The sequence below is a fragment of the Paraburkholderia aspalathi genome (genome assembly GCF_900116445.1).
GTDB classification, from domain to species: Bacteria; Pseudomonadota; Gammaproteobacteria; order Burkholderiales; family Burkholderiaceae; genus Paraburkholderia; species Paraburkholderia aspalathi.
The window spans coordinates 152,769-172,749 of the sequence record NZ_FPBH01000008.1 but is presented as its reverse complement, the minus strand read 5'-3'; the positions used below and the strand labels follow the sequence as shown (position 1 = coordinate 172,749).

The window sequence follows — 19,981 nt, the reverse complement described above, 5'->3', positions numbered from 1 at the left end:
CGACCCGCCACTGGTCTTCGAATCGGTCGTCATCGGCGTTGGTCTTATGGACTTACAGGAGCCGGTATGAGCACGAAGCACAACAAAAAAGAACATCTTGAAGCTGCAGCGTCACATCACGAGCAGGCCTCCCGATTTCACCGCGGGGCGTCGCGGCATTTCGAGGCGGGTAAGGACTATGCCCACGCTGCACATCAGGCGATGATGGCCCATGGCCACACCTTGCACGCGATCGATCAGGCACACGACGCCGGCGCACACAGCGCGAACACGCCGCCGGTCGCACCGGCATCGACCGGCTCTGGCGCAGACAACACAAACGCCGCAAAACAGCACGCATTGGCGGCCGAGCTTCACGATCAGGCGGCGCAGCATATGCGCCATGCCGTCAAACTCTTCGATCAGGACCGGAGTGCGGTCGCCCATGACGCACAGCTAGCGCTCTCACTTGCACTGCGCGCCTTGTCGCACGGCAACGAAGCCGCGAAACTATTTATCAAGCTCGCTCCCGTCGATGCGCCGTGAGGTTGCGCTCGGGACTAGGCCTTTCGGTCCAACAGGTCTGCCGCAATAGACTTCGCATGCGCGACAGCCTGGTTCGGGTCGGGGAATACACCGAGCTGTTCCCAGTGTTCTTCGACCGCGTAAGTCCCTTTCATACCGAGCGCTCTTTGCACGCGCAATTGCGCCGCGTACTTGCCGTCCTCCAGCGGTCGAGCCGTCGCAATCACCTTGTGCGGGAGACCGGATCTCTCCGGTTGAACCAACTCAACGTGACCGCCCGGCTCACCGATATCCTTTAACGCGTTCCTCGCTTTGCAGTCTGGGCAGTAGAAGCACCACCCCGCGTCCTCGTGAATGGATCTAACCTGCCCGCGGGCCAGCACGGCGCGACATTCAACGTTTTCGCAGATGAACGGCATAGCAGTCTCCGGAGTTGTTTGCGAGAAATCCTAGCATGCCCGGCGACGGCCAACCATAAGCATTGTTGCCGTGCCTGTTCCGCGCGCCGGAGGCCGGGAGTCGCCCCTACCGGCGCGTCAGGAAAACCTTCAGGCACCGGTCGGCGCGATCGCCGCTCGCGGCCGCAGCGTAGCCATGATCAGATACATGCCGCCGCCGATCACCACGCCGAAGAACCACCCATAGGTATTCCACCAGACGGGCAGCAGATTGGTGAAGTTAGGCAAGAAAGTTGAAAACACGCTGCCGACCGCGGCGGAGACCAGCGCGTTGACGTTCCAGCCACCTTCGTAGCGATACTCGCCGTGCTCCTGATAGAGCGCTGCAACATTGATATTGCCTTTGGCCACCAGGTAGTAGTCCACCAGAATGATCCCCAGCAGCGGGCCCATCGTGGCGCCGATCGCGTTGACGAAATGCGCGGCGTTGCCTTCCCACGGCGCGAACGGATAGAGCACCAGCGCGATGGCCGCGGCGATGTAGCCACCCCTCTTGAAGCTGATCCGCTTGGGGAACGTGTTGGAGATGTCGAATGCCGCCGAAACGAAATTGGCCACCACGTTAATACCCAGCGTGGCGACCGCGAAGGTCAGTGCCGCGATGAGCGCCAACACCCAGCTGTCGAACTTGGCGGAAATCTGTTCGGGGTGAAGCAGCACTTCGCCGTACACCTTGAAGGCGGCGATGGTGGTCACGCCGGCGACCAGCGAGAACGCGATCAGGTTGACCGGCAGGCCCCACAAATTTCCTTTTTTTACAGCGTCACGATTTTTCGCGTAGCGCGAGAAGTCGCAAAAATTCAGGTAGAGCGCTGCGAAGTAGGTGATCCAGGTCGCGCCCACAGCCATCAGCGCCCAGAACGAGCCCGGCTCGCCGCTGACGCCGGCGTCGCCGGTCTTCTGGAGCAGCACGTCCATCGGAATGCCGTGGGTGAACGAGAAACCGCCAGCCTTCACGCACAGGCCAATCGCCAGGATCAGCATCGCGACCCACACCGCCGGGCCGGCCCAGTCCTGGAACTTGCGCACCGTTTCCATGCCCTTCTGGATGATGAGCAACTGCAGCGCCCAGATGACCACGTAGCAGATCACCTCCAGCCCTGAGTGGCCGAGTACCTGCGTGCCCTTGTGGAACGCCATCAGGCTGTCGCTGCGGATCAGCAACGCGACCATCGCGCCCGACGCGGCCGCCGTTTGCGCGCCGTACCAGAAGCAGGCCACCACGGCGCGCACCATGGCTGCCAGGTTGGCGCCCCACACGCCAAAGGAGGCGCGAGCCAGCACCGGATAAGGCACGCCGGTTTTCTCGCCGGCGTAGCCGATCAGGTTCATGAGCGCGAAGATCACCAGCGAGCCGAGTCCGATCGCCAGCACGAAGTTGATAAAGCTGCCGCACAGCAGGAACAGGCTCGCGGCGAGGTAGTAGCCCCAAAGGCTGTGCACGTCCGAGGTCCAGACGTTGAAGATGCTGAATGCACCCCAGTTGCGCTGCCTGGCGGGCGCGAGATCTTCGTTGTAGAGGCCGGGGGAAGGATCGCGGATTTCCATCTGTCATCTCCTTTGATCTCGTGGAACCAAGGAAACACCGCCCGGCACGTCCGGGCGGAGATCTACCCGCGTCTGAAGCCTGCTGGTATGTCAGAACTGTATGTGCTTTGCCGCCTCGTTTCGAATGGGTTAACCCTGGTTGGAATGCGCGGCGGCGCAAGCCTGCTGGTCATCTAACCGCGACCGAAACAAAACTGCGCGCGCGACCGCGCTGGATCAGCACGGCGACCTGTTTCCCAGCCTTTGCTTCCAGCGCGCTCACGTCCGCCTGCGTTTCGACCAGCGTGTCATTGAGCGACAGGACGATATCGCCGGGCTGGATGCCGGCGCTTGCCGCCGCCCCGTCAACGCCGTCCACCATCAGACCCACCGCCAGATCGTTCGCGCGCCGCTCGTCCTCATTCAGCGGATGCATGCTCAAGCCCAGGCGATCCCCTGAACCGCCTTCGGCGGGTCGAGCTTTGGGGCTTTCCGCGGACACGCCGACCATGACGGTGAGCGTCATCGGCCTTCGATTGCGGATCAGCTTGAGTGTGGTTTTCGTCCCGGGCGGCAAAGCGGCTGCGTTCTCGCCGAGGTCGGTCGAGCGATCAATCGGCTTGTCGCCGATCCGGACGATCACGTCGCCAGGCTTGAGGCCGCTCGCGGCGGCCGTTGTGCCGGGCGCGACGGAATTGACCAGCGCACCTGCCGGTCGCGGCAGGCCGAAGGCCACGGCGAGTCCAGGGCCGACGTCCTGCACCTCTACGCCAAGACCGCCAGGAGAGGTCGCTTGCGCGGCTTGCACCTGCGATCGCACCTTGGCCGCCATGTTGATCGGAATGGCAAGCGCCAGGCTGGGGGACCTGTCCGAGTCCGCGTAAATCTGCACGTCGATGCCGACCACCTCGCCGGCACGGTTGAACAGCGGGCCGCCCGAATTGTCCGGGTTGGCCACGATATCGGTTTGAAAGAAGGGAAAACTGCGTCCATCCTGGAGCGTGCGGGACGTGGCGCTGACAATGCCGGCGGCAACGGTATTCGCGAAGCTGTCGGGCGAGCCGATCGCCAGGACCGATTCGCCGACGCGCACCCGCGACGAGTCGCCAAGTTTGACGGTCGGCAGCTTCGTGGCATCGATCTGAATCAATGCGACGTCGCTCTGGGCGTCGACCGCCAGCACCTTCGCCTTGAACTCGCGTCGATCGGTGAGTCGGACCGTCACTTCGTCGGCTTGATCCACCACGTGAGCGGTGGTCAGAATGAGGCCGTCAGGGGTGACAATAAAACCTGAGCCCATACCCGTGATGGCGCGCGCCGAACCGTCCTGAGACGCCTGCGATTTCGGCGTCACATGCTTGACGAAGGCAAGAAGGGGATCGTCAGCATCGATCACTGCGGGAGCGGGTCCCGACGATGCTTGCTCAGAGGCCGTCGCGCTGATATTCACGACGGCTGGTCCGTATCGCTCCACGATCGTAGGGAAGTCAACCGACGCTGAAGCGCTGGCCGGTGGAACCCGCTTCTCCTTCACAGGCGGCGGAGCGACGGCCGCGGCATTCGCCGTCGGAGGCAGACACAGATAGCCGGAGAGAAACGCCGCTATCAGAGCAGCGTGGAGCAACGTGCGCGCGAGAGTCGGGGCAAACACAATGCACCTCCATGGCGGTCGTGATGCCAGGGACAGGCGCGCGCAATCACAGGCCGATCGATACACGAATGTATCGACCGTGCCGGTACGACAATACGCGACCCTCCCCTACTATGATTTATAGCGGAGAGGCCGGGGAAATTACAGGGAGTGCTAATCCTGGGGTCCGGTTGCGGCCGGCGCAGCGAGTCGCGGCAGCGCCGCGACTCGGCTTGAAGTGCGTGTCGGACATCCGGTTTACGTGACGCCGATTGGCGAGGCGGCGACGCGCGCCGCCGAACACTTAGAACGTCTGCCGGATACCCACTCGAACGAGTGTTTGCACGTTGCTTGCCGACGAAATTCCGTTCCCCACATCGCCAACCGAAGCGGTCGCACTGACCGTATTGCCGAATGCGTCGAGCGTCTTGCCGCTCGCCTTCTGGTAGCCGACGAGGCCGTAAAGTGCCGTGCGCTTCGACAGGAAGTAATACGAGGCGAGGTTGAACTGGTTGTACTTCGGCGCCGACTCGCCCTTGATAGAACTGCCCTGCGTGTAGTCGTAACCTGCGGCGATACGCAGCGCCGGCGTCGCCTGCCAGGACACCGTCGCGCCCGCCGAGTTGAACGTCTCTTTGCCGGAGAACAACGAGAAGCTGCCGGCCTGGTATTGCGTATTGCTGTACGACACGCCGAGCGTCACCTGGCCGATCTGGTATGTGCTTGCAGCTGCAATGATCTGCTGGCTCTTTGCCGACGCAAAGCCTTCGTTGATCGACGAAGCGAATGTGCCGTCATACGCGCTGGTCCAGGCGCCGCCATTGGCCCCGTAAGCATTGGTTGCCTGCATATAGGCCGCGCCGATGGCGAACGGACCATGCGTGTATTGGCCGCCCAGGCTCCACGTGTTCTGGTTCTTGACGCTGCCCGCCTGACCGCCGAAACCGTACAGTGCGCCGAACTGAAGCCCCGAAAATACCGGGCTCGTGTACTTGATCGAGTTGCTCTCGCGCGCCTGATTGTCGATGTTATCCAGATCGCCGGGGTGCGCGCCCATGCCCGTCAGGAAGGTGCCCGCGCTGATGGTGCCGACGAAGTCGACGATCGGATCGTACTGGCGACCCAGCGTGAGCTTGCCGAGTCTGGTGCTCGACAATCCCATCCATGCCTGACGACCAAACTCGCGGCCGCCCTGACCGAGCTGCCCCGTACCGATGTTAAAGCCGTTCTCCAACTGGAACACCGCCGACAGGCCGTCACCCAGGTCTTCGTTGCCCTTCAGCCCCCAGCGATCGCCTGACCAGGTACCGCTCGCAAACCCATAACTCGATCCATTGCTGTAGACGGCCGGCTTGCCTGCCGCGCCCTTGGTCTGCACGACGCGTTGGCCGCTCGTATAGCCAAGACCCGCGTCGACAATCCCGTACAGGGTCACGCTGCTCTGCGCGTATGCGGTGAGCGACAGGCTGCTCATCGCGAGTAATGTAACGGTGGTTTTTTTCATCATGATAAGGATGTCTATTTATTAGAGAGAAGTGATCAAACTGATTGAGATGCCTGTTACATCGGAACCTCGGACGCGAGCCGGTGACTCGCGCCCGTATTCCGTTTCATTCTTTGGCTGTTTGCGTCTGTCTCGCGGCTACAAGCCAGTTCGCCACACTGGCGACGAGCGTATCAACATCGTCGAACACCTCGGCCCCCCGTACCAAAGGTGCGCCTAGCAGGGTGAAGACGGGCTTGTTCCATTGCAGGCCAAGCGCCATCTCTGACAACGTGCCCAGCCCGCCCCCAATCGCGATGAGACAGAGCGAGGCGCGCGCAATCAACGCATTTCGTGTAATACCTAATCCGGTCGGCAGCGCCACGGTAAGAAACGGATTGGCCTCGTTCGCATCGTCCTCGGGCAGCAGGCCGACCACGATGCCGCCCGCGCGTTTCGCGCCGAATGCGGCCGCTTCCATCACCCCGCCTTTGCCACCGCAGAGGATCGTCATGCCGGTGCCCGCTAACGCGTAGCTCAGGCTTCTCGCCGCCTGCAGTTGTTCCGGTGTGGCTTCCCTTGGACCGATCAATCCAACCGGCATCGCATGCCGCATCGGCCCCGTCTGGTGAACCGCCAATCTCTGCAGCGCCAGATACGCTGCGTTGGACCATTCAGTATCGTCGTTGCCGTGCAAGGCATTCTCCTAGTGCCAGAACGCACGTACAAACCGCCATCAACACCAGCGAAAGCGCGGCTGCCTGCGGGAAATCCGTCTGTCCGTCTGAAAGTTTCAGGTACATCAGTAGCGGCAGGATGTTGATCTGCGTCCCGGCGAGCGCGAGTGCAGTACCGTAGGTTCCCAGTGCAATCGACGTAACGAGGCACCAGGCCGCGGCGATCGAAGGCCACAGTTCCCGCAACGCCACGTCGAAGAGCGCCCGCAGCGGTGATGCGCCCAGTGTCAGCGCGGCTTCGATCGGACGGCGGTCCAGGTTGGCGATCGCCGGATAAAGCATCAGCGCTACGCGTGGAATCAGGTAGTACGCGTAAGCCGCAACCAGTCCCGCGCTCGTATAGATCAGCGCTCCGACCGCGGCCGGGTCGGCGCCGAGTCGAGCGACGATGCTCGTCACGAAACCGGCGCGGCCGAAGGCAAGAATGAAGCCGTACGCAATCACCAGACCGGAAAACGCCAACGGCACGCCGAGCAACGCGAGCAACCAGCCGCGCCGCTGCGGCGGCTGTCCGGCCAGCACCATCGCAAGCGGCAGCCCCACCGCCAGCGACACGGTGCCGGCAGCGAACGCCAGCGCGAGCGAGTGACCGAGCGCACTGACCACCAGCGGATCATGGGCGAGGCGCACGAAGGCCGCGCCGTTCCCCTCAGCCGCTGAGACCAGCAATGCGCCGAGCGGCAGCGCAAAGAACAGGGCGAGAAGGAGGCCCGCCGGAACCGCGCCGAAGCGCCGCGCGAGCCCTTCGTTCATCGAGGAAGTCCCCATCTGCCGCACCTTATTTCGCGAGCGCTGCCTGCGCCCACAACTGGTCGACTTCCGCTTTCTTCGCGGCGGCTTTGACTACGTCGAGCGGATGCATCTGCGGCACGTCGGGCATCTTCGCGCGGATGTCCGCGGAGAGTTGCACGTCAGGCACAGCGGGACGCACATACCCTTGCGCGAACAGCGCCTGGCCGACGTCGCTCATGACGAGGTTCAACCACAGACGCGCCGCATTCTGATTCGGGCCGTCCTTCACGAGACTCATGGCGTACGGTGCGGACACCGTGGCTTCCTTCGGGATCACGACTTCGACGGCGTCGCCCATACCGTCGGCGTACTTCGCCTTGAGGCCGTCGTTTTCGTAGCCGATCAGGATCGGAATCTCGCCCTTGACGAACTTCGCGTAGGGAGTGGTGCCTTCGACACGCATCACGTTGCCCGCTTCGCGCAACTTGCCGAAAAAGTCGGCACCCGGCTTCGGATTGTCGACGCTACCGCCGAACGCATAAGCCGCAGCAAAGACCGCGACCTGCCCCTGGCCGGTCGAACGCGGATCCAGATAGACCACCGAGTTACGGTACTCAGGCTTGAGCAGATCGGCCCAACCTTGCGGGACGTCCTTGATCAGTTTCCGGTTGACCAGCAGGGCAATGTTCAACGAATGGACCGTGAACCAGCGGCCGTCGCGCTCGCGAAACACCGGCGGCAGTTTGTCGAAATTGAGCGGCTTGAACGGCGCCACCACGTCCTTGTTGACGGCGTCCAGCGCGGAGGCTGCAAAGTAGTACGCAGTGTCGGCCTGCGGACGCCGCCGCGACTTGTCGAGCGCCACCACGGTCGCCGCCGAGCCGATGTCGTTGTACGTAATCTCGACCTTCGGATAGCGCTTTCTGAACTCGGCGAACAGCGCCTTCCAGTTGGCCCATTCGGGACCGGTGTCGAACGACACGACGAGCCCTTCATCCGCCGCCTTCGCGTACAACGCTTCTTCTCCGGGGTAAAGCGGTGCGGCCGGCGCGGCATGAGCGCCAGACGCGGCAGTCAGTGCCGACAACGCACAAACAACTGTGGCGATGCGGCGGACTCGCGACAAAAGACTAAGCCCTGCAAACATTCTGGTTCTCCGTCAAACAAGGAAGGTGAATTAGCAAAATTGACTGGTCTGCGCGGGCAGTACGCGCAGGTGCTCGGGGTCGATCGCGATAGAGTGTTCGGCAAGACGGCGCCCTTCGCACAGAAGCGGCTTCTGCGTGGAATCCGGAACGAAGTCGTAGCGGCACGTCGCGCCGAAGTAGCGCACCTCGGCGCGGCGGCCGGCGAGCCGGTTGACAGCGTCCGCTGGCGGATCGGGCTGCACGTGCTCGGGACGAAGCAGCACCTCGACCTGGTCGCCGGGACGGAAAGCACGGGTATCGGCGGACAGCAGCGCAAAGGAAACGTCGACCGTGCCGTTCGCAATCACGCGCCCCGGCATCACGCTCGAATGACCGACGAAGCGTGCGACCTGCGTCGATACCGGTTGCTCGTAGAGACGCTCGGGCGTATCCACCTGCAAGACACGCCCGCCGTCGACCACGGCCACGCGGTCCGCAAGACTCAACGCTTCGTCCTGATCGTGCGTGACCAGCAAGGTGGTGGCGCCGCATGCGCGCTGCAGCGTGCGAATCTCGTCGCGCAGCTGCTGGCGGATGCCTGCGTCGAGCGCGGCAAGCGGTTCGTCGAGCAGCAGCACCTTCGGTTCGAACGCCAGCGCGCGAGCCAGCGCGACACGCTGCTGTTGGCCGCCCGACAGCAAGGTCGTACGCCGCGCGGCGTGTTCGCCAAGACCGACCCGTTCGAGCATGTCGAGCGCGCGAGCCCGGCGTTTCGCAGCATCGATGCCGCGCATCCGCAGCCCGTAGGCCACGTTGTCCAGCACGTTCAGATGCGGGAAAAGCGCGTATTGCTGGAACACCATGCCGACCTCGCGGCGCCACACCGGAACGCCCGCCACATCGCGCCCGTCGATCGCGATGCGTCCTCGATAGCCGTCCAGCAGACCCGCGGTCAAGCGCAGGATTGTCGACTTGCCGGAACCGCTGCGGCCCATCACCGCGACCAGTTCGCCCGGCGTGACCGACAGCGTGACGGCTTCGATACCGTGTTGCGCGCCGGGATAAGTAAAGCTCACGTTGTCGAAATGGAGGCTCATCGTTTTACTTCAGTCGTCGGACAGTGTTGATCGATACCAGGGTCGCGATCACCGCTAGGCAAAGCAGCACCACGGTGGCGGCACACGCCATGCCGGTCGCGCCGTAAAACGCCTGCAGCAACACGACCGGATAGTTCCGGTAGCGAAAACCGGCGATCAGGTTGGACACCTGAAATTCTCCGATCGACAGTGCGGCCACCATGACGAGTCCCGAGAACAGGCTCTGCCGGAGGTTGGGCAAAACGATCGTGAAGAACTGCCGCAGCGGCGTGGCGCCGAGCGTCGCAGCGCAGGCTTCGAGGCGCGCGATGTCGAGGTGGCGCAAGTCGCTAAGCAGTGTTTGCGTGAGGTACGGCAAAGTCAGCACCGTATGGGCAGCAATCAGCAACGACAACGATCCGAGCCATGGCAGCGTGTCGCCGCTGAAGATGGCGATGTAACCGAAGCCCAGCGTGAGCGCCGGCACCCCGACCGGCAGCAACGCGACCAGCCGCGCGGTCATGCCGCGCCCGGAGAGCGAGTGGTAGTGCAGCGCATACGCGAGCGGCAAACCGATCACGGCAGTCGCGCAACAGCAGGCCAGGGCGACCATCAGGCTCACGCCGAAAGCACGGCGGAAACTCGCGTTGGCGGCAAGGTCGGCGAACCAGTGTCCGGTGACGCCGGTCGGCAGCATTGTGTTGGTCCACGTTTCACCGAACGCGCCGATCAGCAGCAGAGCGATCGGCAGCAGCATATAGATCGCGAAGAGCACCACTACGGCCTGAAAGACGACGCGCTGGATCGACGCAAAGCGCCCGCTGCTGTGACGAGCGGGAACATGGGGCTGGATGACCGGTGCGGCAGGCGTTTGCATGCAAGCTTTCCTAGTGAAACGGATGGAAACCCGCGCGCCCTGACAGGACGGGGCGCAAGATTTCGATTTGCTTGCAAGTGTGCGGATGCGACATGGCGTCGTCATGAAAAAAACGTACAAAACACGCATTGCGCTGTGCGCATCCGGAATACTTCGACGCCAGAACGATGAAACACCTTTACCCGAACCTCACCGAATTACTCGCCTTCACGAGCTCCGCCAAGCATCTGAACTTCTCGAGAGCAGCGCGCGAACTGGGACTGACGCCGAGCGCAGTCAGCCGGCAGATCGCCAGCCTGGAAGATTCATTCGGTGTGCAGCTTTTCATTCGGGACGGCCGCAATCTTGCGCTCACCCGGGCGGGCGGCCTTTACCTCGCGCGCGTGGCCACCCCGTTGCGAGACCTGGGCAACGCGTCGCTCGAACTCATGAGCGCCGCCGGGCAGAGCGACGTGCTGACGATCGCGAGCGTGCCGACGTTCACGACCAAATGGCTGATTCCCCGGCTACCGGAATTCCTTTCAAGCACCCCGGGACTCACGATCAGCTTCAGCCGGCACCTGGCGCACGGCGATCCGTTTCCGTTGGATCTGGACGCGGCTATCCGCTATGGCGATGGAAGTTGGGAGGGCGTCCAATGCGATTACATCGACGGGCGTACTTTTCTGTTGGTCTGCGCGCCTGAATGTCAGCAAAAGTATGCGTTGCGCCGGTTGCAGGATGCCGCGCGCGTGCCCCGACTGCTGCACAGCCAGGCTGAACAGGTATGGAGTCAATGGGCCGAGTTCTACGATGTGCGCGACATGCATGTGCTTGCGGGCCCGCGCTTCGAGCAATACTCCGTGCTGATCCAGGCAGCTCAGGCCGGTCTGGGACTAGCGCTCATCCCAGCCTTTCTCGTGCGCGACAATCTCGCCGCTGGCACGCTTGTCGAGCCGCTGACGGCCCCGATCGACGTCGATCATGGACACTATCTCTGCTATTTCCCGGGGCGCATGAAAACACAACCGGGGTTGAAGCGGTTCCGGGAATGGATGTTGTCCAAGGTCTGAGAGTCGATACGCCAAGACACACATCGGCGGGCGCCAGTGCGCCGCTTTGCGGGTACCCGTGTTGAGCCTAAACTAGCCGGATACCTTCGGCCCCCTCGGACCTCATGCCCCGTCGCGAAGACCATCACGCCCAGCCGCTTGCCTCGTGCGCCACACCGGTTGGCGCCGACGCGTTGCAAGACCCGGCCCTGCTGCGCCGCCTGCTACGCGCCAAGGACCGCATGGACGCCGCCGCGCACGAGGCCTGGCCCGTCAAGCGCCTCGCCGAGGTCAGCGGCGTCTCCGAGGCCCATTTCGCGCGCTCCTTCAAGCGGGCCTTCGGCCTCCCACCGCACCGCTACCTGCTGACGCGGCGCATCGAGCAGGCCACCACCCTCCTGCGCGACACCGAGCTCGGCATCACGGAAATTGCCTTCGCCACCGGCTGGGAGAGCCTCGGCACTTTCGGCCGCATCTTCCGTGACATCACCGGTCAAAGCCCCAGCGCCCTGCGCCTCGAGGCTCGGGCCAACATGCCTCTGCTCGACCGTGTGCCCGCCTGCGTCCTCAAGGCCGCGCAACGCCCCGACCTCAACATCGCAGTTTTGGAGAAGCGCCGCCGCATGGCCAAAGATACATTCTGACCATCAACCAGGGAGGTGCCATGAACCAAGGTGTAAATGTCGTGGGCTTGTACGTCGATAACCAGGACGAAGCGCTCACGTTCTACGTCGACAAGCTCGGATTCCGCGTCCACACGGACGTGCGCAACGGTCCCTACCGCTGGCTCACGGTCCAGCATCCGGATCAGCCCTCGTTCCAGCTCGGCCTGTTCACACCCGGGCCACCCATCCACGACGACGCTACTGCGCAAACCTTGCGCGCCATGGTCGCCAAGGGAGCCATGCCGCCCCTGGTTCTCTCAGTGGACGACTGTCGCGCCAGCTACACCCAGCTGAAAGCCCGCGGCGTGGAATTCACGCAGGAGCCGATAGACCGCTTCGGCAGCGTCGATGCCGGTTTCCGCGACCCTGCCGGCAATGGCTGGAAGATGATCCAGGCGCCGAGGAGCACGAAATGAATACCAGCGCCTGGATTCGTCGGTCCCACCGGTGGATATCCATCGCCTTCACGCTGACGGTTATCGCCAACTTTGTCGCCATGGCCCGGGGAAGCGGTCTCCCGCCGCCCTGGATCACCTACGCGCCGCTGCTGCCGCTGGCCCTTCTGTTGCTCTCGGGGCTCTACCTGTTTGCTTTGCCGTACTTCAGCCGCGACCGCAGCCTTCGTAGCCCGCAGCGCTCTGTTGGAGACCAGGAGGCGCCGCTCGCCTGAAGAACGGCCCTATCGTGCGAGCTGAGCCTGCCTGGGCGTTGGTGATAAGTCTAGTGGGTCGAGAACACTGAAATGCCGCCGTTGGGGAAGCCTGCCGCGCCGGGCTGGAACGGCACATACACTTGCCCAAGCGAACTGTCGATGGCGACAGAATGCGCGCCTGTGCCCACCGCAATCTTAAAGAACAACTGCCGTGATGCACCATCGATTACGCCCATCTGCGGACTAAACCCTGAGGCGGCGGCAATCCCGCTCGTCACGTAGTGCCGGGCCGGCAGGAAATAGCGGTTGGACGCCGGATCGTAACCGACCTGGTCCACCCCGCCAAATGGCAGGCTGGCCTGAATTGCGCCACTCGTGCGATCGAGGATCAGCGTGATGAGCGGATCGCCGGCGGGTGGATCGCATCCAATGAGCACGTCGTTATTCGGACCAAGCACGATGCCCGTCGGTCCGCATTTCCCCAACGGAAACGACTTGCTGACAGCAGGACTTCCCGCCACCGCCGAGCTGGCCGTGATGACATCGAGTTCGCCCTCGGGATTGGCAGCGGTCCCGTCGTTGTTAATCAAAAAGCTCTTCGAGGCAGAATCATATGTGCATGCTTCCAGCCCCGACGAACCGTTGAAAGGCAGCTTGACCAGCACCGTTTGTGTCAGCGTGGAAATGAACGTGACGAACGGCGGTGAGTCTCCAGGACTCGCGTACATCACGAGATGATCGTCAGGATCGTAGCAACCCTCGTCGACGCGCTGTCCGGAATTACTGATGGTGATGGTGTTGACCGTCTTTTGCGCAGCCGTATCGATCACCTTGACTGAATCGACGTCGCCGGCATAGATCGTGTTCGTGCCGGTGATACCTACAATTCCGTCCGGACCGGACTCGTTTGTCGTGGCGCCGGCACCGATGAATGGACCCGGGATCTGGGCGATCAACGTGTTCGATTTGGTGTCTACGACATCGACTGCTTTGTTGTTGCGGTCAGCAAGAAAGTACTTGCCGGCCTCGACGTAGCCGATGTCGAAACTGAATGGCGGGCTCGAAGCATTGGGCACGGCGATATTCGTCAGTAGCTTTGGCGATGTCGGTCCGCTGACGTTATCCCCACCGCCACAGCCGGCCAATGCGGCCGCAGCGAGCAATATCACGGCCATCAGGCGCTTTTCCATCAATTCGTCTCCTTTCCGTTTATTGGCTTGACCGCTGGTCTACGGACTGGCCTGAGTATTTGACTTTTCCACCGCTTTCGATCGATGAACCATTTCTTAAGGAATCTTAAGAAATGTCCATCTGAACAGATAACAACATTCCCCATCGATGCGGCTGTATGGCTCACACAATGGCGGCGCAGTGGAAAATCGGAAAGTAAAACTTATTTATGGTCTGCATTCAGTGAACGCCATACCTGTAATGGATCTGAAACATTCCATGGCGCTTGCTCATCTCGCCGATGTTGGTATTTTCAGACGGCGATTCACTCAATACGCCGAAAGAGGTAATCAACGATGGCTTGTGAGGTCCGCGAACTTCAGTGACCGAAATAGATCGAGTGAGTATTTACGGTTGCCGTCGGCGCACCCGCCTGCGATGAGCCATCCGACGTTCCGCCTACATCCGTGCTCCCCTGCGCCGCGACATTCTGCGTTTGAACACGCGCCTCTGCTGCCTGAATATCGTCTGGGTAGTGCACGTCTTTGGCGGCCGGGCGGTAGCCGGCCTGTTCTACGCGAATCAGATCCGCGCGTACGTCGGCCCGTGTTAGCGGAGCCGTAGCGTCCTGCGCGAAAGAGGCAACTGGAGCGGCGAATACGCCGGCAATCAACGCTGCATAGATAAGGGTCTTCATGATGAAATATCTCCCGAACTTGAGTTTGGTCAGCTTCACGCCACTGTGACTGAAGCCTCCGATCTCACCACCTCGTAGAAACGTGAGTGAGTGCTCCTTATTCTGTACGGTGAAGATGGATGCACGCTGACGCTCACATTACATTGGTGTCATGTTCGCTTCAGCAGCCCCCGTTTCTCGCTGCAAGAGTGAAGATTAAGGGGTTATCCTTCGACACTCACAGCGACACATGCACGTCGATCGTTGACAGTCAGTCGCCTGGCATTTTTTGAGGGTGAATTTTTTACTTGTCACAACTCGTCCGTTGTTTCATGCGGGAAATATAGCCATGGATTATTTTGCCGCGGTACGGGCCTTCATTAACGCAGCCGAACTGCAGAGCTTCAGCAAGACGGCCCATGAAATGGCAGTCAAGACCTCGACCGTCTCGCGCTACGTCAGCGAGCTCGAAAAGGATCTGGGCATTGCCCTCTTCAACCGGTCGACGCGAGGGCTCGTTCTGACCGAAGGCGGCAGACTGTTTCGCGAACACGCCATGATTGCCCTGCAGGCGCTCGACGACGCACGCCAGGTTACGTCATCGTTGAATCTCACACCGCAAGGCGTGCTGCGCGTCACGATGCCCTCGGCATTCGGACGCCGGCATATCGTGCCGCATCTGCCGGCGTTCATGACGCGCTACCCCGACATTGACCTCGATATCGTGTCGACCGATGAAACGCTCAACATGATCGAAGCCGGCATTGACGTGGCAATCCGTATCGGCGTGTTGCCCGACTCTTCGTTAATGGCTAAACGCATTGCGCCGCATCGTCGTATCGTCTGCGGCAGCCCGGCGTATTTCAAGCGCGGCGGGATGCCTCGTGTCCCTGAAGATCTGGCCGCGCACGATACGCTTCGCTTGCCCCTGCTGCCGGACGACAAATGGTCTTTCACCCGCGTCGTGGATGCACAGGCGTCGCCGGAACAGGTGCTGGTGGAATTGCAAGGGCGCTTGCGCGCAGACGACTCCGAAGCCGTACTGGAACTCGCTGTGGCCGGCTGCGGCCTGGCTCTTCTGCCGACTTGGCTCGCGTCTACAGCCCTGCGCGAAGGGCACCTGCTGCACGTGCTGCCTGAATGGGAAGCACGCACGGGGCGAGCCGAACCCGCAGTCTGGGCGGTCTACCCGCCGAAGAAAATCGTCTCGTCGAAAGTGCGCGCGTTCGTGGATTTCTACGCCGAGATGTTTGGCGAGCCGCCGTACTGGGACGACGGACTCGCGTTGGCGCTTAAGGCTTAACGGGCGAAGCGAATGTCGAGCGTGCGCAGCCAGGTCTGCAAGCCGGCATCCTGGATCGGGATCACATAAGCGTTTTCGTTCGTTTCATTGAAATGCGCATGCCAGTATCCCGGCGGCGTAACAAACGCCATCCCGGCTTCCCAATCGACGCGGGTCGGATTCACGATATTGCCGTTCTCGTCCAGTTCGGTACCCACCAGCGTATAGACACCTGGCTGGCCCCCGGCGATAAAGTCGAGTGCAATCGACTGGTGACGGTGCGGCTTCTGGATCGAGTTGGGCGGCACAATGCCGAACATGGCCCACAACACATGCGTGACCGTTCGCGTCTGCGGGAAATTGGCGTTGCCCATCAGCACGCTGATGCGGTTGCGGCGGCCCGCATTGGCCTCTTCCGAAACCCTGCGCAATTCCGCCTGCGCCTGGGCGGCCGGGTAGAGCGTCGGCGCAAAGCGCGCGCGGACGCCGGTCGTGCCGAGATAGGTGAGCAACGGCGCGTCGTTGACGTAATAGAGCGTGGCCGTCGCTGCGGCGGAAAGCACGGCAGCATCGCCGCCTGGCAGCGTGAAGAAATCGCCCTGCGCGAATGGGAAGCTTGTTTCGGCCTGCGTCACGCTGCCGGTCCCGCTAATGACGTAGCAGACCTGCGAGGTCGCGTTCGGGGCAAGCGTCAATGCGTCACCTGCGTTGATGCGCAGAAAATTGGCGCTCAAACCAGGGCCGGTCGCGGGGCCGGGGCAACCCAACTCCGCGGAGAGGTCGAGCGGCACAACTCGCGTTGCGCCATCCGCGTACAGCGAAGGCGGGAAATTGCGGAAAGGCACGCGCGAGATGAGCTTCGCGCCGATCGGATTGGCGGACGACGTGTACTCGAAGTATTGCGCGTCCAAGGTTGCAGTAGCGGGTTCGGCGAGAAGCGCCGGGGACGTCCTGGTCAACATGGTCTGCTCCTTTGGGTTAGGCGGATTTCGTCCGGGTCCCCTCATGAAGTTGGGGTTAGCGTCCGAAAGCTGACCTGACTATAGGTGCGGGCCGCTGGCCTCAGAAGTGCCGGAAATCGAAATCACTTTTGCGCAAAGGGGCATACCGTGCGTACGCTTTGGAGCAGTAGCTGGTTGTTCGAGATGGCGGGCGATACGATCGTTACCTTCTTGCCTAAACAGGGTCGGCCCCGGGATCGCTAACGCGGGCGGCCGTATAAATCAACCACATCAAATGGCCCATTTGCCGTTCAGTGACCTTCCGCCCGTCGGTCTGATGGACGACGACAATGTCGTTCACGGGATCGACCACCACGAACTGGCCACCGTGACCATCGGCCCAGAAACCACCGGGTGGCAGATCCATCACCGCAGTGCGTCGATCGGCCAATCCGGTCCACCAGAGATAGCCATATCCGGAATGAAGGTGATTCTCCGACCGGGCCCGGGTACTTTCGCTGACCCAGCTCGCGGGAACAATAGCCTCGTTGTTCCATTGGCCGGACCGAAGGTATAGCAAGCCGAAACGAGCCAGGTCGCGCGCACTCAGGTGGAACAGATAGGCCGGATACATGGACTCCGGTCCACGGACGTAATGCCCATCCTGCGGACGATAATCCTGCATCCCGATCGGACTCGCAATGCGCTGCCGGAAGCTCTCGAAAATCGATGCCCCGACCGCACGTTCATAAATCGCACCGAGGACATTGAAATCCCAGTTGTTGTAATACCAGAACGTGCCGGGAGGATGACTACCGCGAGCAGGCCGCAGTCGCTTCTCCCCAACTGTTTCGTAAAGCGCCGGATGATATACGCCGGAACGCGCCTGGAGTAACTGCCGAACCGTTGCTTCTTTCTCTACATCGGTCAGACCGGGAGGCGTGTCGTCGATATTCAGGCTTGCCAGGCTTGCGTCGAGATCGATTTTTTTCTCCGCCACGGCGATGCCAATCAGCGCACTGAGAAGGCTTTTACGTACTGAATTGACCTGTAGCTTGCGAGCAATGTCACCCAAGCTGTCAAGCATGCGGCCGCGATGCACGATGACGAGCGTCGCTGTGCCGATCGATTGAGCATAGGCATGGGCCTGCGCGAGCGCATCGACCGACCATCCTGCCTGCTCGGGCGTGATGCGGTCCCACTCTGCTCCCGGCCAATCTATCGCGTCGAATGACTGGCCCGCGAAAGAGATAGGGCTCTGCGCCAGCAGGTCGGCTATGGCAAGTGCAAGGAAGGCCCTGCGGGTAACTTTCAAACTTATCTCCTGTAGCCAACGCACATTGTTGCCATCCGAACGCAGAACGTTTCAGGATTAACTCCACGAGCCCTTTGGGGCCACGTATCGCTGCGGCTTGGAACGCTATCAAAGAATCATTTCGTCCACTCCGCTTTTAAACGACGGAACTACCGATTTTCCGTTGGCAAGGAGATCAGCACAATCTTGCTGAATATTACGAAGTGGGACGCACGTGGGTAAGACCCCTTCGCACACACGAAGAGATTCAATGTCGCACGTTAGAGACCGGCGACAGTTGCTGGTGACTATCAAGTAGGTGAGGAAACACCGATCGGCAACGTACCGCGCGATGTCAGTTTGTCGCTGCCCGCATTGCCCGATATTCGCGTCGCACGATATCCATTAGTTCCTCGACGGATGTGCTGGCTGCTTCCCGCTGGTAAGTGACACGTCCGCGCTGCATCAGCATCACGCGGTCCGCGATGTCGAGTGTCTGCGCGTAGTTGTGCATAATCATGATGATGGACAGGCCACCTTTATTCTTGAGTCGAAGGATCAGGTCGATGATCAGTCCGGCCTCGCGGGCGCCCATCGCGGCGAGCGGCTCGTCGAGCAGCAATATCCTGGCATTCGAATTGACCGCACGCGCAACTGCGATAGCCTGTCGCTGTCCTCCGGAAAGCTGCTCGACCGGCAGGTCGACCGAAGGCACGTGCACGCCGATTTCTTCAAGACACTCCGCAGCACGGGCACGCATGGCGCGATTGTTCAAGAGACGAAACGGGCCTCGACGTATGATCTCCCGATTCAAAAACATGTTGTGATAAATGCTCAGCGAATTGGCGAGCGCCAAATCCTGGTAGACGCATTCAATGCCGAGTGAACGGGCGTGATCGACCGAGCGAAGCATGGTCTCCTCGCCACCTACAAAAAGCTTGCCGCTGGTCTGCTGATGAAACCCGGTCAGAATCTTGATCAAGGTCGATTTGCCCGCCCCGTTGTCACCCAGCACGCCAAGGATCTCTCCTTGTCTTAGCGTCAGCGACACGCCGTCGAGCGCGGTGACCGCGCCGAAACGTTTGACAATATCCTCACCGCGCAGCGCCTCCAGCACCTCGGCCATCACAACTCCCCTTTGCGCGCGAGACGAACCACGTGGATGTTGAAGATCATGGCCCCGAGGATCGCCGCGCCGAGAATCATGTTGAAGGTGAAGGCGTTGATGCCGATCAGCGTGAAGCCGTCGTTGAGAATGCCAAGCACCGCCGCACCGATCAACCCACCGATGATCGTGCCCGATCCACCGGCGAGCGGCGTGCCGCCAATCACGGCGGCGGCAACGGCAAGAAACATGATCTGATTTCCGCCCGCTTGTGGATCGATCGACGTGATGCGAAAACCCTCCAGAATCCCGGTCAAACCGGCCAGTAACGCGGCAAGAATAAAGTTGCCGAGCTTCAGCCGCCTGACCTGTATCCCTGCTTCGCTCGCGCCCAGCGGATTCGCGCCCGACGCGATCGTATGCAAACCCCAGCGTGTATGACGAAGCAGCACGTGCATGACCGCGGCAATGGCCAGCGTCCAGATGATCTCGCTGTATCCCCATCCCCCCATGACCGCCGCAAATACTGAATCCTCCGGTGGCGAAACCGGTGTACCTCGCGAGATCGTCAGCGTGAGGCCGTTCACGAAGAACAACGTACCGAGCGTCGTCACAAAAGATGGGATGCGCAGATAGACCGTCACCGCGCCGTTAATGAGCCCGACGAGGCCCGCCGCAATAACGCCGGTGAACATCGCAAGCCATGCCGGCAAACCTGCCTCGAGAGAAAAATGCATGATGAAAGGCGCAAACGCAAAAACCATCCCGGCGGAAAGATCGATCTCTCCCCCGATCATCAGCATGATTTCACCAAAGGCAATGATCGCCACCGGGGCGATGAACTGCGAGAGATTCTGCAGACTCGCGCCGGTCAGCAGGAAGTCATGGTTGACTGTCTCGAAGTAGATGCAAAGGATGAGTGCGACGGCAAGGATGCGAATTTCGCTGGAACGTCCGAGCGCGCTTGACCAGCGCCTCGGGCGTTTAGCGGGGGGTTGATTCGGCACGGCAGAG

21 protein-coding genes are annotated in these 19,981 nt (G+C 61.4%); 6 read left to right on the top strand and 15 right to left on the bottom strand.

Features of this window, described 5'->3' with window-relative positions; translation table 11 throughout:
* Positions 1-66: 66 nt before the first annotated feature.
* Positions 67-525: a hypothetical protein gene (locus BM438_RS45515; protein ID WP_054034882.1), complete on the top strand. Its 459-nt coding sequence runs from the start codon at positions 67-69 to the stop codon at positions 523-525.
* Between the two features lie 14 nt (positions 526-539).
* Here BM438_RS45515 and BM438_RS15235 read toward each other — a convergent pair whose 3' ends face one another.
* The 9 genes from BM438_RS15235 to BM438_RS15195 all read right to left on the bottom strand — a co-directional run bounded on the left by BM438_RS15235 (position 540) and on the right by BM438_RS15195 (position 10,151).
* Complete coding sequence (locus BM438_RS15235) at positions 540-923, bottom strand: hypothetical protein (RefSeq protein ID WP_054034881.1); 384 nt, start codon at positions 921-923, stop codon at positions 540-542.
* Between the two features lie 129 nt (positions 924-1,052).
* The gene (locus tag BM438_RS15230; protein WP_093635054.1) at positions 1,053-2,510 is read right to left on the bottom strand and encodes an NCS1 family nucleobase:cation symporter-1; all 1,458 of its coding nucleotides are present in this window, start codon (positions 2,508-2,510) and stop codon (positions 1,053-1,055) included.
* 169 nt (positions 2,511-2,679) lie between these two features.
* Positions 2,680-4,140, bottom strand: coding sequence for a trypsin-like peptidase domain-containing protein (locus tag BM438_RS15225; protein ID WP_093635053.1), 1,461 nt, complete (start codon positions 4,138-4,140; stop codon positions 2,680-2,682).
* Between the two features lie 283 nt (positions 4,141-4,423).
* Positions 4,424-5,623 carry a porin gene (locus tag BM438_RS15220; RefSeq protein WP_093635140.1) on the bottom strand — a complete coding sequence of 400 codons (1,200 nt, stop codon included), beginning with the start codon at positions 5,621-5,623 and terminating at the stop codon, positions 4,424-4,426.
* A 106-nt stretch (positions 5,624-5,729) separates the two neighbouring features.
* Positions 5,730-6,218, bottom strand: coding sequence for a TIGR00725 family protein (locus BM438_RS15215; protein ID WP_143131708.1), 489 nt, complete (start codon positions 6,216-6,218; stop codon positions 5,730-5,732).
* A 58-nt stretch (positions 6,219-6,276) separates the two neighbouring features.
* Positions 6,277-7,107, bottom strand: a complete 831-nt coding sequence (locus tag BM438_RS15210; protein WP_167378396.1) for an ABC transporter permease — start codon at positions 7,105-7,107, stop codon at positions 6,277-6,279.
* A 10-nt stretch (positions 7,108-7,117) separates the two neighbouring features.
* Positions 7,118-8,218 (bottom strand): extracellular solute-binding protein, encoded by a 1,101-nt coding sequence (locus tag BM438_RS15205; protein ID WP_093635050.1) that lies wholly within the window; start codon positions 8,216-8,218, stop codon positions 7,118-7,120.
* A 30-nt stretch (positions 8,219-8,248) separates the two neighbouring features.
* Positions 8,249-9,295, bottom strand: coding sequence for an ABC transporter ATP-binding protein (locus tag BM438_RS15200; RefSeq protein ID WP_093635049.1), 1,047 nt, complete (start codon positions 9,293-9,295; stop codon positions 8,249-8,251).
* A gap of 4 nt (positions 9,296-9,299) precedes the next feature.
* A complete protein-coding gene (locus tag BM438_RS15195; RefSeq protein ID WP_093635048.1) occupies positions 9,300-10,151 on the bottom strand; it encodes an ABC transporter permease in 852 nt (283 codons plus the stop codon).
* 167 nt (positions 10,152-10,318) lie between these two features.
* On the opposite strand from BM438_RS15195, the gene BM438_RS15190 reads away from it, so the two are divergent.
* The 4 genes from BM438_RS15190 (at position 10,319) to BM438_RS15175 (ending at position 12,517) form a co-directional block, all read left to right on the top strand.
* On the top strand, positions 10,319-11,203 hold the full coding sequence (locus BM438_RS15190) for a LysR substrate-binding domain-containing protein (RefSeq protein ID WP_093635047.1): 885 nt from the start codon (positions 10,319-10,321) through the stop codon (positions 11,201-11,203).
* A 104-nt stretch (positions 11,204-11,307) separates the two neighbouring features.
* Positions 11,308-11,826 carry a helix-turn-helix domain-containing protein gene (locus BM438_RS15185; protein WP_093635046.1) on the top strand — a complete coding sequence of 173 codons (519 nt, stop codon included), beginning with the start codon at positions 11,308-11,310 and terminating at the stop codon, positions 11,824-11,826.
* Positions 11,827-11,846: 20 nt separating this feature from the next.
* Positions 11,847-12,263 (top strand): VOC family protein, encoded by a 417-nt coding sequence (locus BM438_RS15180; protein ID WP_093635045.1) that lies wholly within the window; start codon positions 11,847-11,849, stop codon positions 12,261-12,263.
* Positions 12,260-12,517 (top strand): hypothetical protein, encoded by a 258-nt coding sequence (locus tag BM438_RS15175; protein ID WP_093635044.1) that lies wholly within the window; start codon positions 12,260-12,262, stop codon positions 12,515-12,517. Before BM438_RS15180 ends, BM438_RS15175 begins: the two co-directional genes overlap by 4 nt.
* Before the next feature lie 50 nt (positions 12,518-12,567).
* Here BM438_RS15175 and BM438_RS15170 read toward each other — a convergent pair whose 3' ends face one another.
* Positions 12,568-13,689 carry a YncE family protein gene (locus BM438_RS15170; protein ID WP_093635043.1) on the bottom strand — a complete coding sequence of 374 codons (1,122 nt, stop codon included), beginning with the start codon at positions 13,687-13,689 and terminating at the stop codon, positions 12,568-12,570.
* 359 nt (positions 13,690-14,048) lie between these two features.
* Positions 14,049-14,366 carry a DUF4148 domain-containing protein gene (locus tag BM438_RS15165; protein ID WP_093635139.1) on the bottom strand — a complete coding sequence of 106 codons (318 nt, stop codon included), beginning with the start codon at positions 14,364-14,366 and terminating at the stop codon, positions 14,049-14,051.
* Positions 14,367-14,694: 328 nt separating this feature from the next.
* On the opposite strand from BM438_RS15165, the gene BM438_RS15160 reads away from it, so the two are divergent.
* Positions 14,695-15,648, top strand: a complete 954-nt coding sequence (locus tag BM438_RS15160) for a LysR family transcriptional regulator (protein ID WP_093635042.1) — start codon at positions 14,695-14,697, stop codon at positions 15,646-15,648.
* Here the strand turns inward: BM438_RS15160 and BM438_RS15155 are convergent.
* From BM438_RS15155 to BM438_RS15140, 4 genes are all read right to left on the bottom strand, one after another.
* Positions 15,645-16,589, bottom strand: a complete 945-nt coding sequence (locus BM438_RS15155; protein ID WP_093635041.1) for a cupin domain-containing protein — start codon at positions 16,587-16,589, stop codon at positions 15,645-15,647. The genes BM438_RS15160 and BM438_RS15155 overlap by 4 nt on opposite strands.
* A gap of 214 nt (positions 16,590-16,803) precedes the next feature.
* Positions 16,804-17,883, bottom strand: a complete 1,080-nt coding sequence (locus BM438_RS15150; RefSeq protein WP_244179373.1) for a serine hydrolase domain-containing protein — start codon at positions 17,881-17,883, stop codon at positions 16,804-16,806.
* A gap of 334 nt (positions 17,884-18,217) precedes the next feature.
* Positions 18,218-18,988 (bottom strand): ATP-binding cassette domain-containing protein, encoded by a 771-nt coding sequence (locus BM438_RS15145; RefSeq protein WP_093635039.1) that lies wholly within the window; start codon positions 18,986-18,988, stop codon positions 18,218-18,220.
* Positions 18,988-19,974: an ABC transporter permease gene (locus BM438_RS15140; protein WP_244179372.1), complete on the bottom strand. Its 987-nt coding sequence runs from the start codon at positions 19,972-19,974 to the stop codon at positions 18,988-18,990. Before BM438_RS15140 ends, BM438_RS15145 begins: the two co-directional genes overlap by 1 nt.
* Between the last annotated feature and the right edge of the window lie 7 nt (positions 19,975-19,981).